Origin of the sequence: Enterococcus wangshanyuanii (assembly GCF_002197645.1) — a bacterium.
GTDB classification, from domain to species: domain Bacteria; phylum Bacillota; class Bacilli; order Lactobacillales; family Enterococcaceae; genus Enterococcus_L; species Enterococcus_L wangshanyuanii.
Map to the genome: position 1 here is coordinate 1,633,466 of NZ_CP021874.1, position 14,646 is coordinate 1,648,111.

Annotated in this window: 12 protein-coding genes and 1 other annotated feature; all 12 genes read right to left on the reverse strand. The window is 38.5% G+C overall.

Annotation, left to right across the window (positions count from 1 at the left end; translation table 11 throughout):
- Nucleotides 1-44: 44 nt before the first annotated feature.
- Nucleotides 45-2,834 carry an isoleucine--tRNA ligase gene (gene ileS / locus CC204_RS07920; RefSeq protein ID WP_088269698.1) on the reverse strand — a complete coding sequence of 930 codons (2,790 nt, stop codon included), beginning with the start codon at nucleotides 2,832-2,834 and terminating at the stop codon, nucleotides 45-47.
- 567 nt (nucleotides 2,835-3,401) lie between these two features.
- Nucleotides 3,402-3,624, reverse strand: a binding site (T-box leader).
- Entirely contained in the window at nucleotides 3,623-4,336 is a 714-nt protein-coding gene (locus tag CC204_RS07925; protein ID WP_088269699.1) for a DivIVA domain-containing protein, read from the reverse strand. It overlaps the preceding feature by 2 nt.
- Before the next feature lie 19 nt (nucleotides 4,337-4,355).
- Nucleotides 4,356-5,138: a YlmH family RNA-binding protein gene (locus CC204_RS07930; protein ID WP_088269700.1), complete on the reverse strand. Its 783-nt coding sequence runs from the start codon at nucleotides 5,136-5,138 to the stop codon at nucleotides 4,356-4,358.
- A gap of 22 nt (nucleotides 5,139-5,160) precedes the next feature.
- On the reverse strand, nucleotides 5,161-5,433 hold the full coding sequence (locus tag CC204_RS07935) for a YggT family protein (RefSeq protein WP_162288372.1): 273 nt from the start codon (nucleotides 5,431-5,433) through the stop codon (nucleotides 5,161-5,163).
- Between the two features lie 10 nt (nucleotides 5,434-5,443).
- Nucleotides 5,444-6,052 (reverse strand): cell division protein SepF, encoded by a 609-nt coding sequence (locus CC204_RS07940; protein ID WP_088269701.1) that lies wholly within the window; start codon nucleotides 6,050-6,052, stop codon nucleotides 5,444-5,446.
- 13 nt (nucleotides 6,053-6,065) lie between these two features.
- Nucleotides 6,066-6,743 carry a YggS family pyridoxal phosphate-dependent enzyme gene (locus tag CC204_RS07945; protein ID WP_088269702.1) on the reverse strand — a complete coding sequence of 226 codons (678 nt, stop codon included), beginning with the start codon at nucleotides 6,741-6,743 and terminating at the stop codon, nucleotides 6,066-6,068.
- A 15-nt stretch (nucleotides 6,744-6,758) separates the two neighbouring features.
- The gene (gene ftsZ, locus CC204_RS07950) at nucleotides 6,759-8,009 is read right to left on the reverse strand and encodes a cell division protein FtsZ (protein ID WP_087641032.1); all 1,251 of its coding nucleotides are present in this window, start codon (nucleotides 8,007-8,009) and stop codon (nucleotides 6,759-6,761) included.
- 26 nt (nucleotides 8,010-8,035) lie between these two features.
- The gene (gene ftsA / locus CC204_RS07955; protein WP_088269703.1) at nucleotides 8,036-9,358 is read right to left on the reverse strand and encodes a cell division protein FtsA; all 1,323 of its coding nucleotides are present in this window, start codon (nucleotides 9,356-9,358) and stop codon (nucleotides 8,036-8,038) included.
- 160 nt (nucleotides 9,359-9,518) lie between these two features.
- Nucleotides 9,519-10,475: a cell division protein FtsQ/DivIB gene (locus CC204_RS07960; protein WP_088269704.1), complete on the reverse strand. Its 957-nt coding sequence runs from the start codon at nucleotides 10,473-10,475 to the stop codon at nucleotides 9,519-9,521.
- Between the two features lie 93 nt (nucleotides 10,476-10,568).
- Entirely contained in the window at nucleotides 10,569-11,660 is a 1,092-nt protein-coding gene (gene murG / locus CC204_RS07965) for an undecaprenyldiphospho-muramoylpentapeptide beta-N-acetylglucosaminyltransferase (protein ID WP_088269705.1), read from the reverse strand.
- Nucleotides 11,661-11,667: 7 nt separating this feature from the next.
- Entirely contained in the window at nucleotides 11,668-13,038 is a 1,371-nt protein-coding gene (murD, locus tag CC204_RS07970; RefSeq protein ID WP_088269706.1) for a UDP-N-acetylmuramoyl-L-alanine--D-glutamate ligase, read from the reverse strand.
- A 620-nt stretch (nucleotides 13,039-13,658) separates the two neighbouring features.
- A complete protein-coding gene (gene mraY, locus CC204_RS07975) occupies nucleotides 13,659-14,624 on the reverse strand; it encodes a phospho-N-acetylmuramoyl-pentapeptide-transferase (RefSeq protein WP_088269707.1) in 966 nt (321 codons plus the stop codon).
- Nucleotides 14,625-14,646: the final 22 nt, after the last annotated feature.

Consider the following 14,646-nt stretch of genomic DNA (forward strand, 5'->3'; position numbering starts at 1 on the left):
GTAGAAAATAGCTAGCTATTTCCACAGATGATTTAATTCGTTTTTTATTCTTCAAATCCTTCTGCCACTGCTTCAGGATAATTTTCTTCCACAATCGTTGCACAACGACCACATAAATGAGGTAGTTTTTCATCTAAGCCTACATCTGTACGAACGGCACGACAACGATCACAAGTCTCACCTTCTGCTTTTTCCACAAGAATCGACATATCTTCGAATTTCTCAACACCATCCGGTACTGCTGCAGCTTTATCCGCTACTTCAAAATCAGATACGATCAATAATTGAGCAATATCAGCATCTACAGCCGTTAATAACTCACGGATTTGTTCATTAGGATAGACCGTCACTTTAGCCTCTAATGATTTACCGATCAGTTTAGAGTTACGTGCTTCTTCCAATGCTTTTAAGACATTATCTCTAAAGTCCATGAATGCTGCCCACAAATCTAATAGCTCTTGCTGATTTGCAAATGTTTCGTAACCAGGAAACTCAGCTAGCTGAACATAATCCTCCTCTTCCTTCAGGAAGCTCCAGATTTCTTCTGATGTATGCGGAATGATCGGTGTTAATAGTTTTGTTAGTGAAACAGCGATCTGATAAAATACAGTCTGCATGCAACGACGTTGGTAATCATTTTCTGCTTCGATATAAACAACATCCTTCGCAAAATCTAAATAGAAGGCAGATAAATCTACTGTTAAGAAATTCATCACAGAACGATAGATTTGCATGAAGTTATATTTTTCATAGCCTTTTTCACGAATTTCTTCGATCACTTGATTTAGGCGAACAACCATATATTTATCCACAGAACGTAACTCTTCATAAGCAACCGTATGCTCTGTAGGCTCAAAATCGCTTGTATTGGCTAATAAGAAACGCATAGTGTTACGAATTTTACGGTACACTTCTGATACTTGATTCAAAATGTCCATCGATACACGAACATCCGCTTCGTAATCCACACTACTTACCCACAGACGCAGAATATCTGCTCCCATTTGTTTGATCACTTTATCCGGTAAGATCGTATTCCCTAGTGACTTGCTCATCTTCCGTCCTTCACCATCTAAAGTAAAGCCTTGTGATAACACAGCTTTATATGGCGCCACACCGTTGATCGCTACACTTGTCGTAATACTTGAGTTAAACCAGCCACGGTATTGGTCAGAACCTTCTAAATACATATCTGCCGGGAATGTCAATTCTGGGCGTTGACGTAAAACAGCTTCATGAGATGAACCTGAGTCAAACCAAACATCCATAATATCATTTTCCTTGGTGAATACGCCATTTGGTGAGCCTGGGTGTGTAAAGCCTTCTGGCAATAATTCCTTAGCTTCACGTTTGAACCAAATATTTGATCCATGTTCTGCAAATAAATTTGCAACATGATCGATGGTTTCTGGTGTGATGATCGCTTCGCCATTTTCAGCGTAAAAAATTGGTAATGGAACGCCCCAAGCACGTTGACGAGAAATCACCCAATCTCCGCGGTCACGGATCATATTGTACAAACGTGTTTTACCCCATGGTAAGATCCAGTCAACTTTTTCAACTTCATCCAAGATATTCTGACGGAATTTATCGATCGAAGCAAACCATTGTGGTGTTGCACGATAGATAACTGGTTTTTTCGTACGCCAGTCATGTGGATAACTATGTGTAAAGAAGTCTAATTTCAGTAATGCATCTTTTTCATCCAATAATGCTGTGATCATTGGATTAGCTTTATCATAGAATACTCCTTCAAAACCAGGGGCTTCATCCGTGAATACACCACGATTATCAACTGGTGAAAGAACATCTAAATTATATTTTTTGCTAACGATATAGTCATCTTCACCATGGCCAGGCGCTGTATGAACCAAACCAGTACCTGCATCCAAAGTAACGTGGTCGCCTAACATGACTAATGATGTGCGGTCATAAAAAGGGTGTTGGGCGGTCATATATTCCATATCTTGTCCTGAAATCGTATCAAGAATCTCTACATCATCCCAACCGATCGCTTCTTTGACTGTGTCTAAAAGATCTTTTGCCACAACATATTTTTTGCCGTAAGCTTTCACTACCACATACTGATATGTTGGATTTACAGAAATTCCAAGGTTCGCCGGAAGTGTCCATGGTGTCGTTGTCCAGATAATCAATGACGTATCCGTATCTAAAATTCCTTTGCCATCAGCTACCTTAAACGCAACATAGATCGATGGTGATTTGACATCTTTGTATTCAATTTCTGCTTCTGCTAATGAAGATTCACTTGATGGCGACCAGTAAATAGGTTTTAGTCCTTTATAAATATAGCCTTTTTCAGCCATTTTACCGAACACTCGAATTTCAGCTGCTTCATAAGATGGATCTAGTGTGATATAAGGATGATCCCAGTCACCAGCGACACCTAAACGTTTGAAATCATTGCGTTGTGTATCAACTTGTGAACGAGCATACTCTTCACATTTTTCACGATACTCAGCTAGTGACATTTCTTTTCTCTTGATTCCTTTATTTGTCAATACTTGCTCAATTGGTAACCCATGTGTATCCCAACCCGGAACATAAGGGGAGCGGAAGCCTGACATTGATTTCGAACGTACGATAATATCTTTACTGATTTTATTTAAAGAATGGCCTAAATGGATATTCCCATTCGCATATGGAGGTCCATCATGAAGAATAAATGTCGGTTTGCCTTCATTTAATTTTTGACGCTTTTCATAAATTTTTTGTTCTTCCCAATCTTTTTGCCATTCAATTTCCCGATTTGGTAAATTTCCTCGCATTGGAAAAGCTGTTTTTCCCAATTGCAATGTTTCTTTCATTTTCATTTTTATTCCTCACTTTCTTTTGTTACAGTTTGATATATAGATCAAAGAGATACAAGCTTAGGCTTTCAGCTCTTCTTGTCAGTTGCTTTTGTGCTTGAACATCCTTTTGGATCGAACGTTTTTGATTGACCTTGGCAATTTGGTGATTCAGTATGAAGGACACTTTCGCTCACTTTGATCGCCTAGTATTGTTCATCATCTACTCTGGCGTAGCCCGTCGCAGTGATTCAGTACGAAGGGCACTTCGCTCGCTTTGATCGCCTAGTACTTTTCAACATCTGCTCTGGCATAGCTAGTCGTAGTGATTCAGTATGAAGGACACTTCGCTCACTTTGATCGCCTAGTACTTTTCAACATCTGCTTTGGCATAGCTAGTCGTAGTGATTCAGTACGAAGGACACTTCGCTCACTTTGATCGCCAAGTATTGTTCATCATCTACTCTGGCGTAGCTAGTCGCAGTGATTCAGTACGAAGGACACTTCGCTCACTTTGATCGCCAAGTATTGTTCATCATCTACTCTGACGTAGCCAGTCGTAGTGATTCACAACAAAAAAGTACCTTCATCCCTAGGGACGAAAGTACTCGTGTTACCACCCAAATTTAAAATAATCAAAATACGTGATTATTTCCTCTGTGATTGGTAACGAAATCACTCGTCAAGTTTTACTATATTCAAACTTGAGTAAAATAGAGGATCTTTTCAACACCAGGGTCTGTCAATCTTTCACTATCATTGACTCGCTAAAAGAATGGTTATTGACTTTTCTGTTCTATTTCTTTACTGGATTATTTAGGTTCTTTGTTTAATAGATCAAGCATTGCTTTTGGATCAATGGCAGCTTGTTCTAATGTTGGTTGTTCATCTACAACAGGTTCTGTGACAGGTGCTGTTGTCGTTTCATCCTCTTTATCAAGTTCGCCTGCTAGGACTTCTTTGATCACAGTATGAGAATCGCTAACGTAGCTTGAGAATGGTTTCAATAGTTCATTCCATTCCTCACTTTTCACTTGCTCTAATTGTGCTTCAAGCATCAAGCTTAAACGTTGATGGAAAACGCGGGTCTTTTTCTTCAAGTCATCTGTCTCAGCAGCTAATTGACGGGCACGATCCGTTGCATCCGTTAAAATTTCTTTGGCTTTTTCTTCCGCAGATGCCACTAGATTTGTTGAACGTTTTTCTGCAGATGAAATCATTTCATTCGCTGTATTTTCAGCAGATGTCACAATCACTTCTGATTCTTTGTTCGCACTTGTTTTGACTTTATCCGCAGTATCTTGCGCTACAATGATCGATTGATTCAACGCATCTTTCAATTCATTGAAGTATTGTAGTTTTTCTTCTGCATGTTTTAGTGATTTTTCAAGCTCACGGTTTTTTTGAAGCGCATCTTCATAATCTTTCGTTACTTGATCTAAAAAATCATCGACGTCGTCTTGATTGTATCCTCTCATTTTTGTAGAGAAGTTTTTGTTTTGAATATCTAATGGAGTTAATGCCATATTCCTTCACCTCTTTGGATTATTTTCGTAAAACTCCCAATAACAAACGAAACTTGTCCTTTTTCGTCTTACCTTCTAACTCTTGAATTTGAATCCGGCCAAACCCTCTGATAGAGACGATATCCAATAAGTCTACTAAAAAATCCGGTCTAGTATTTTCCGTCCAATTCACTTTTACTTTGCCAGACTCGATCAGCTGTTTCGATCTCTGTCTAGATATATTATATACGCTGGAGATTAAATTATCCAGACGTAAAGAGCTGATTGTTGTCCGCTCATGTGACCAGTCATCTTTTGGAAGAATCAGTTCCGTATATTTCCTTGGTTCCAGCCGAACAGAAATTTTCCCGATTTTTTCCACCTGAACAGAAACAAAGTTGGCGATTTCATTCGCAAGAAAGACTTGCCAGCGCTCACCATCAGAAATGATATCTCCAAAATACTCACGCTTGATCCCCGTATTGACAAGGGTACCCAACACCTTGCCATGAGATAGTGTGGAAAATTTGACTGGATAAACGATTTCAACCAAATCGATCTCGAAATCTTCTTGTTTTGGCTGATAGTAATCAGGATAAATCAAGCATCTCGTTCGTTCTGCTTGTTCATAACCGCCATAAAACTGAAATTCAAGCTCACTATTTTGTCTGATCAATGTTTCTAAAATATACGCTTGTCTGGGATCTAGAAAATCAGTCAGATAAGGAGCATACTGGCTTTCGACTTGTTCTAACCAATCACCAACAGAATCAATAAAAGGATGCTCATCTTTGCGAAAATGTTGGTATACATTTGCGTTCATAGATAAATCATCCTTTCTTATATTAATACAACAATGATTGTAAAATCTTGCCTAATCCGCCTGCTGCTAAATTCAGCACAATAATTGCTATCATTACATTAAATCCGATCATACCGATTCTTAAATTTAAACGATCGAATAAACTTAAGTAAGGTTCACAGATCCTTGCAATCAGACGGCCGAATGTAGATTCATATGCGCCTGGAAACCAAGATAGTAATGCATAAATGATTAAAAGTCCTGAATAAATTTGAACAGCTTTATATAATAAGTATATAAATAGAACGATACGAATGACCTCCTAACTAAAAATCAAACATTTGTTTCTTAGCTAAAGACTGTGCTGTCGCACTATCGATTTCAATGTTTGATGGTGTACATAGAAAAATTTCATCACCGACACGTTGAATGTCTCCATCCAATGCATAGACAGTTCCAGTTAAAAAATCAACGATTCGTCTAGCCTGATGTTCTTCCACTAAATGAAAATTGATCAACACAGCGTCACTAGCAATAATATGTTTAGCAATATTCATTGCTTCAGAATAAACACGCGGCTCAATAATTGTTATTTTGCCAGCTCTGCTTGAGCTATGTGCCTCTTGCGAACGTTTAGTATTTGAATTATTTGAACTACGCATGGAGACAACCTTTTTCTCATTAAATGCTGTTTCCTGACGGCTTTCCTTCTTATCTTGATGTGTCTCTGTTGAACGATAGCGAGCAGATGGCTTCTCAGTTAAAGGCTCAGTTGGTCCAGTTGGTCTTTGTACCTGTGCTGATGTTTGTCGAACCGTCTGTCTAGGTCTTTCATTGACAACCTTTTGCTCTTCGTATTCATCATAATTATCATAATCATCTTCACCAGATAATCCAAAAAAGCTCGATAACGCATTTTTACTAAAAATTGACATAGATTCCCCTCCTTTACGCACCTCTGAATATTGCTGTTCCGATTCGTACAAAAGTTGCACCTTCTTCGATAGCAATTGGGAAATCATTACTCATTCCCATACTGAGCTCTGTACATGGTGCATGTGACAGATGCTGATTATTTATTGTTGACTGCAATTTTTTTAACTTAGAAAAAACCTCATGAAGCTCTTGTTCAGAAGCATCCAGCGGCGCCATAGTCATTAGCCCTATAACTCTTATCTTATCAAATGAAGCTAATTGATGAATAAAATCAAGTACTTCATCTGATCGAAAGCCGTGTTTACTTTCTTCACCAGTAATATTCACTTCAACAAAACAAGCAATTGGCTTCTCTGCTCGTTTTTGTATTTCTTCAGCTAATTTCAAGCTGTCTAACGCATGAAAATAATCTATCTCGTTGATTATTAATTTTACCTTCCTACGCTGTAAATTACCAATCAAATGCCACTTAATTGTTGAAAAATCACTAAGTGCCATTTTTTTTTCGAGTAATTTATCTGCTCGGTTCTCAGCCATATTCTCAATACCAAGTTCTGCAAGTTCCTTGGCACAGTCACTTTCCACTGATTTGGTCACAGCAATCATTGTTACGTCGTCGACTGCTCGTGATGACCTTTGGCACGCCAGCTGAATCTTTTGGTTTATTTGTTCTAAGTTATCAGCCAGCATGGTCAAAAATCGCTCCTATCTTTTTCTGCGGAAAAATGGTGGTGTGTTTAATTCATCGTCATTATTTTGTGTTGGTTCATCACGATGAAATGTTTCAAAGTCTTTCTTTTCAGCATTATCGAATGCTGAATCATCAACTTTTGGTCTTACGTTTTGTTCACGACGGATATCCCAGTCACCAAATGCACTAGTCTCTTCTTGTGGTTGAGGCTGTGATGGTTTTGACTGTTCCATATCAAGCACTGGTGCTTGTTGAACTGTTTGGATTTGTGTTGGTCTATTTTGACGTGGTGACTTACGATCTTTTTTTGAAGGATCGATTCCTGTTGCAATAACTGTTACACGGATTTCATCACCTAGATCTTCATTGATCGATGTTCCAAGAATAATATTTACATCACCAGTTGCTGCACTTGTGACGATATCAGAAGCATCTTGCGCTTCGAATAGAGTCATGTCAAGTCCGCCTGTAATGTTTAATAGGACTTGCTCAGCGCCATCGATAGATGTTTCCAATAGCGGTGATGAAATAGCTTTTTTAGTTGCTTCAATGACACGGTCTTCACCGTTGGCAACACCGATTCCCATCAAGGCTGTTCCTTGATTTTCCATCACTGTTTTCACATCAGCAAAGTCCAAGTTGACATAGCCTGGTGCTGTGATCAAATCTGATATTCCTTGAACACCTTGACGTAATACATTGTCAGCTTCACGGAAGGCTTCAAGCATCGGTGTCTTTTTATCAACAACTTCTAATAGACGGTTGTTTGAGATGATCAATAACGTATCAACGTTTTCTTTTAGAAGAGCGATACCTTCTGCTGCAAAGCGTCCGCGTTTTGGTCCTTCAAAGCTAAATGGTCGTGTGACAACACCTACTGTTAGAGCGCCTAATTCTTTAGCAATTTTAGCAACAACAGGAGCAGCTCCTGTCCCTGTTCCACCGCCCATACCAGCAGTGATAAAAATCATATCTGCTCCTTGTAGAGCATCTGAGATCACTTGTTCACTTTCTTCTGCAGCTTTTTGGCCAACTTCTGGTTGAGAACCTGCACCTAAACCGCGTGTATATTTAGGTCCAAGTTGAATCACTGTCTCGGCTTTTGAGTTTTTAAGGGCTTGTACATCCGTATTGGCAGCGATGAATTCTACGCCTTTAACGTTTTCTTCAATCATGCGGTTAACAGCATTGCCGCCGCCGCCGCCCACACCGATAACTTTGATGACAGCGCCATTGTTAATGTTATTATCTAAAGAAAATTCCATAGTATCGTTTCCTCCTGTTTTAGTTGTTAGTCAAAAATGTTTGAGAAGAAGTCTTTGATTTTACCAGTAACTTTTTCACCAGATTCATGGATTTCTGAATCATCGTAATCTTCTTGTACGCTGTCAGCGTATGTATCATACTGAACCTCTTGCTGAACGGCAACGGACGGTGAAGCTTTTACCTTTTCACCTGGAATCGCGCCTTTAGCGATATGATAAATATCACTAAGCTGAGCTGAATATTCTACAATGCTGATCACATTTGTAAAGACTGGGTTACGTAAGCCCATATGATTAGGGACATACAATTTCACACTAGCATCGAAAATTTCTTGTGCTAAATCAACCACACCTGGAAGACTTGCGCCGCCGCCAGTTAAAATGACACCACCTGGTAATTCAAGTGCATCGATTTCGTCTAATACTTCTTTTGATTTTTTGAAAATTTGTTCCACTCGAGCTTCGATGACTTCTGAAAGGTAACGCTCATCAACTTTGATAGGTTCTGATTTACCGATCACATCCACAGGAAATTCTTCACTGACAGACGTTCTTTCTGGATAAGCATCACCGTAGTTGATCTTCAATGCTTCTGCATTATTGAACGATGTGTTCAAAACGATCGAAACATCTTTAGTGACGAATTCGCCGCCTTCTTGATTGACATGTGTAAATTTCAGTTGTTTATCATGCATTACAGACGTCGTTGTTTGACCTCCGCCCATATCGATAACAATCGTACCGAAATCTTTTTCTCCATCTGAAAGAACTGTTTCAGTCAATGCTAATGGCATGATTACTAGTTCGTTTACTGTTAAGCCAGCTTTTTCAACGCATTTTCTTGTATTGTGGATAATTGTTTTTGGTCCTGTAAAGACCACGCCGAACATTTCTAAACGAACGCCAATCATTCCTCTAGGATCTTTGATCCCTTCAAATCCATCTACTGTGAATTCTTGAGGTAAGATTGCAACGATTTGACGTTCAGGAGGAGTTGAACGAACCAGAGCTGCAGATGCTACATTACGTACATCTTCATCAGTGATTTCTTTTGACTCACTACTTACAGCGATCATTCCTTGGCAATTTTCCACTTCAAGTAAGTTTGCTGGTAACCCCACATTCACACTTTTAATTTGAATTCCCGCTTTTTCTTCTGCTTGTCTTACTGCTCTTTGTATTGCATTCACTGTTTTATCAATATCGACAATGATGCCTCGATTTAATCCATCAGATTTTGCATTTCCTACGCCAATGATATTCATTTGACCTTCAATAAATTCAGCCACTACAACTTTTACTGATGTTGTACCAATATCAAGGCCTACATACATTCCTGTCTTTGCCATGAATGGGGTTCCTCCTCCTATTAATTCCAATATGCTGCAGGGTTAAAAAGACCTGCTGACATATATATTTTTTATGAATACTCACTTCTTTCAATTTTACCATAAACAGGGGCTTTTTAGAAAGCAGATTCTACTATTTTTTCTTTTTATTTTCTTAATTTTATTCCAGCACCTCAGATGTTTGCTCTGTACTGTCTTCAGTCTCCCCATTATTAAAAGGATATGAGAAGATCCCAACCTCCATATCGATAATTCCTGGGTCTTCCATTTGACTAGCTACTTTCCCGTAATACGCCATTTTCTGCTCTAATTGGGAAATATTTACGATCACTTCATTCGCATCTTTCATATGAAGATTGATCAATTCCTTATTTGCATTAGAAGGCGCATAACGAATTTCAGAAATATTTTGTTTGATTTCTTCTGGCAGCTTATTATAAGAATTTATTAAGTTACGAATGATTTCCTGATCTTCAAAATTCTGAAAAACCGGCATTCCACTGGCAGGAGCTTTCATTTCTTCTGGTAAAATCTTCCCATTTTCTAAAATAGGATGATAGATACCATCAACTGATTCTAAAGCAACTACTTTATATTCTTCAATCTTGATGTTGAAAGAGTTGATGCCATTTAATGAGATCGTTGCTTTTTTCACACGCGGCAATTGGCGCTTGATTTTTTCTTCATAAATTTTTCTATCGCCAAACTGCTCCCAAAGACTGGTCCCCTTCTCAAGCTTTGATTGAGTGATCACGCTCTGACTGTCCACAGATTTATTTCCAGTAACACCAATATTACCCAATTTACTCAACGGTGAAACAAAATAAAGTACAATCAAAATTGCAATCAGAAAAACAGAGACGATCAATGTCAATCGACGATACAATCTCGTATTGCGTACTTTTTTTATATTTGGTAAGCGGTCTGCAAAAGATTCGTAAGTTTTTTGCTGTTTTTCCTCAGGTTCAGAAGCTTCTGACGATGCTTCCTCTTTTGACTCTGACTCTTTTTTATCATCGCTTTCTTCCGTCTCCTCAGAGACTACAGAGGGATTCCAGCTAGGCTGATCTCCTTGTGTTTTCAAATATTCCAAGTTTTCTTTTTGCCATGGGGTCAATGATTGTTCCTCGATCGATTCAGCTGTCTCTTCCGATGAATCTTTTGTTCCCCCTGGATCTTCTTTCTTCTTACTAATCTTTTACACCCCCCATCAAGTAATTTCTTTCACCACTGCGTATAAACGATCACTAGCATCCGGGATCCCTTCTTTTTTAGAAGCCTGGGCCATTGTTTGATGGCGCTCATCATTCAATAAAATGGCATCGATCTCTGCGACTAATTTTTCACCAGTCAGTTCTTGATCAGAAATCATTTCAACAGCTCCTGATTTAACCAAACTTTGTGCATTTTTGGTTTGGTGATCATTTGTCACATAGGGACTTGGAACTAAGATCGCAGGCAATCCCAGAGCTGTAAATTCTGCTATAGATGTTGCACCAGCTCGACCGACCATTAAATCGACAGCTGCCAGTACTTGAGCCATTTTATTAATATACGGCTGAATACTGATATTCGTCAATTTCTTTTCGGAAAGCTTTAAGGTTTCTTTTAATTCTTTGTAGTATCGCTCTCCGGAAGCATACAATACCTGATATTCTTTTTCTTCGAATAAAGGGAACGCCTCGATAAATGCCTGATTGATTTTCAAAGCACCACGACTGCCGCCAAAGATGACCACAGTTTTTTTATCAGGAAGTAACCCAAACTCTCTTAGAACCTCTGTTTTTTCAGTCATCACAACTTCTTGCGCACGAGGGTTTCCCGTTAAAACAACTTTTTCTTTAGGAAAATATTCAGCCACGTCTGGGAAACAGATAGCTACTTTTGTTGCATATCTACTTAAAAATTTATTTGTTATTCCTGGTATACTGTTTTGCTCATGGATAATCGTAGGTATTTTTAGTTGTTTCGCTGCATATACGACAGAACCCGAAACATAACCCCCAGTTCCAATTACGACATCCGGCTGAAACTCTTTAATGATTTTTTTAGCTTTTCCAATACTATTGAGGAAAAGATAAATCGTTTTAAAGTTTTGCGGACTCAATGAGCGTCGAAATCCTTGGATCTCAATTGTTTTGAATGGAATATCATAGTTCGGAACGATTTGGCTTTCTAGACCATTTTCTGTTCCTACATACATAAACTCTGTATTAGGATCTAATGCTCTAACGTGATCAACAAAAGCCAATGCCGGATAAATATGTCCGCCTGTTCCGCCTCCGGTTATCAATATCTTCATAGTTCTCTCACTTTTCTTTGTCTTTTAGCTGCTGCATTGCTTGAATAAACGCTTCTCCACGCAATTCAAAATTAGGATATTGATCCCAGCTAGCACATGCAGGCGATAATAGAATAGTATCATTTTTTTCAGAAAAATCATAGGCATCTTGTACGGCTGTTTGGACATTTTCAGTCAGATGAATCTCTTTCACACCAGCAGCAAGTGCAGCCCGCTTCAGTTTCTCTTTTGTTTCTCCGAATAAATAAATCGCTTTGACCCCATTTAATGAAGGAATCAGCTCATCAAACTCATTTCCTCGATCCAATCCGCCTGCTAACAAAATAAGCGTAGAGTGATCGAATCCGCTTAAAGCCATTTCTGTTGCCAAAATATTAGTAGCTTTCGAATCATTGTAAAATTTACGGCCAGCTACTTCTCCGACATATTGTGTGCGGTGTGGAACACCGGTAAATACCATCAATGTCTGCTTAATCGCAGCAGTCGAAACATTTTTTAATTTCGCAACCGCAATCGCAGCAAGTGCATTCTCAACATTATGACTACCGGGAACGCCTAATTCTGCAGCATCCATGATATATTCATCTTTGTAATAAATTTTCTCTTCTGAAAGATAGGCGCCAGCAACTTTTTCTTTTGTTGAAAATGGAATAATTGTTGCTTTGGTCGTTTTACTTAATTCCTGTAATTCTTCTTGATTCCAATTTAAAACAAGAAAATCTGTTTCTTGCATATTTTCCTGCATTGCCCACTTAGCTTTGACATATTCTTCTCTTGATCCGTGATAATCGATGTGCGCTTCATAAATGTTCGTTATGACCGCAATGTGCGGACAAAATGTTTGAATCCCCATCAATTGAAAGCTTGATAATTCCATGACGATATCATCTACTTCTTTTGCTTCCTCTGCTACTTCACTTGCAGGATACCCGATATTCCCAGCTAATCTAGCTGTACCTTTGGTTCGTTCGGCATTTAAAAGTAATCCGATCATTGTTGTTGTTGTCGTTTTTCCATTCGTTCCCGTGATACCAATGATTGGACACTCAGAAATTTGATACGCTAGTTCAACCTCTGTAATGATCGGCAGCTTCATTTCCAGCGCTTTTTCTACCAATGGGTTTGTGTACGGAATCCCCGGATTTTTAACGATCAAAGAAAAATCTTCATCTAATAACTCAATTGGATGACCACCCGTAACAACACGAATACCCAAGGTTAATAAATCTTGGGCTTCCGGGTTTTGATCAAATTGTTTAAAATCATTCACTGTCACGAATGCACCTAGCTCATGAAGCAACTTCGCTGCACTAACACCACTCTTTGCCAGCCCAAGAACAAGGACTTTTTTGTTTTCATAATCAGTAATTTTTTTCATAATCTATTCTCCTTATCTTAGAAAAGCTGAAAGAAGCGGATAACTCTGTAGAAAAATTAGGAATCCTTGATTGGAACGCTCTTCGTTCCAGTCGAGGATTATCTATTTTCCTAAGAGTTGCTTCTTGAAGCTAGACACTTAAAAGCTGAAAAAAGCGGGTAGTCTTGTAGAAAGTTAGGAAATTTGATATGAAACGTTCTTTGTTTCCTATCATAATTTGTCTATTTTCCTAAAGACTGCTTCTTGAAGCTAGACACTTAAAAGCTGAAAGAAGCGGGTAGTCTTGTAGAAAGTTAGGAAATTTGATATGAAACGTTCTTTGTTTCCTATCATAATTTGTCTATTTTCCTAAAGACTGCTTCTTGAAGCTAGACACTTAAAAGCTGAAAGAAGCGGGTAGTCTTGTAGAAAGTTAGGAAATTTGATATGAAACGTTCTTTGTTTCCTATCATAATTTGTCTATTTTCCTAAAGACTGCTTCTTGAAGCTAGACACTTAAAAGCTGAAAGAAGCGGACAACTCTATAGAAAATTAGAAATCTTTGATTGGAACCTCTTCATTTCTGTCGAAGATTGTCTATTTTCCTAAAAATCGCTTCTAGATACATCAATGAATAATCGTTAGAAAATAATCCACAAAGTAATTCCTGAACAAATCAAGGCTGTGAACCAAAAGACAATATCGATCTTCCATTCTGACCAGCCGCACATTTCAAAGTGATGATGGATAGGTGACATCTTAAAGATTCTTTTACCAAATAGTTTAAATGAAGTCACTTGCAAAATCACGCTTGCCGTCTCACAGACATAAACTAAACCAATCAATAACAATGTCCATTCTTGTCGCAAAATAATTGAAATTGCAGCAAGTAAACCGCCAAGGGCAAGCGAACCAACATCACCCATAAATATTTTAGCTGGCTTTTTATTATAAGGGAAGAAACCAAGCAAACCACCGATCACACTTAGACAAATGATCACTACATCAAACTGTTGTTGCTTCCATGCGATGATTGCGTAAGTTCCGAATGAAATCGTTCCTAATCCAGCAACTAACCCATCGATTCCGTCAGTTAGATTTACTGCATTCGAAAAACCAACCAGCCAAAAAATCACAAATACGCCATAAAAAATGCCTAACGGCAGTGTCGTGATCCCAAAAAGATCTAATGAATCCGGCAAGCCCTCTGAACGATACACTGCATAAAAAACGACTCCACCGATAATTTGTCCAACTAATTTCTGACGTGAGTTCAAGCCCATATTTCTTTTTTTGAACACCTTGATGAAATCATCAAGAAATCCTAATAGCCCGTAAAGAACCAAAATAAACAAAATAATAAGTAAAGAAGGAGTGAACTCTTGTTTCCACAATCCCACTAACAGCGATGTGATAAAGCTAGCAACTAAGAAAACCAAACCGCCCATAGTCGGTGTACCTGTTTTCACATTATGCCAGGTCGGTCCATCTTCTCGTGTTGTCTGACCTTGTTTTTTCATTTGAAAATATCCGATAAACACTGGCATCACTGCCACTGTAATAGCAAAGCTAAAGGCGATCGGGATAAAAATTTGCGTCCACTCCATGATATCTCTCCTAATTATTCCA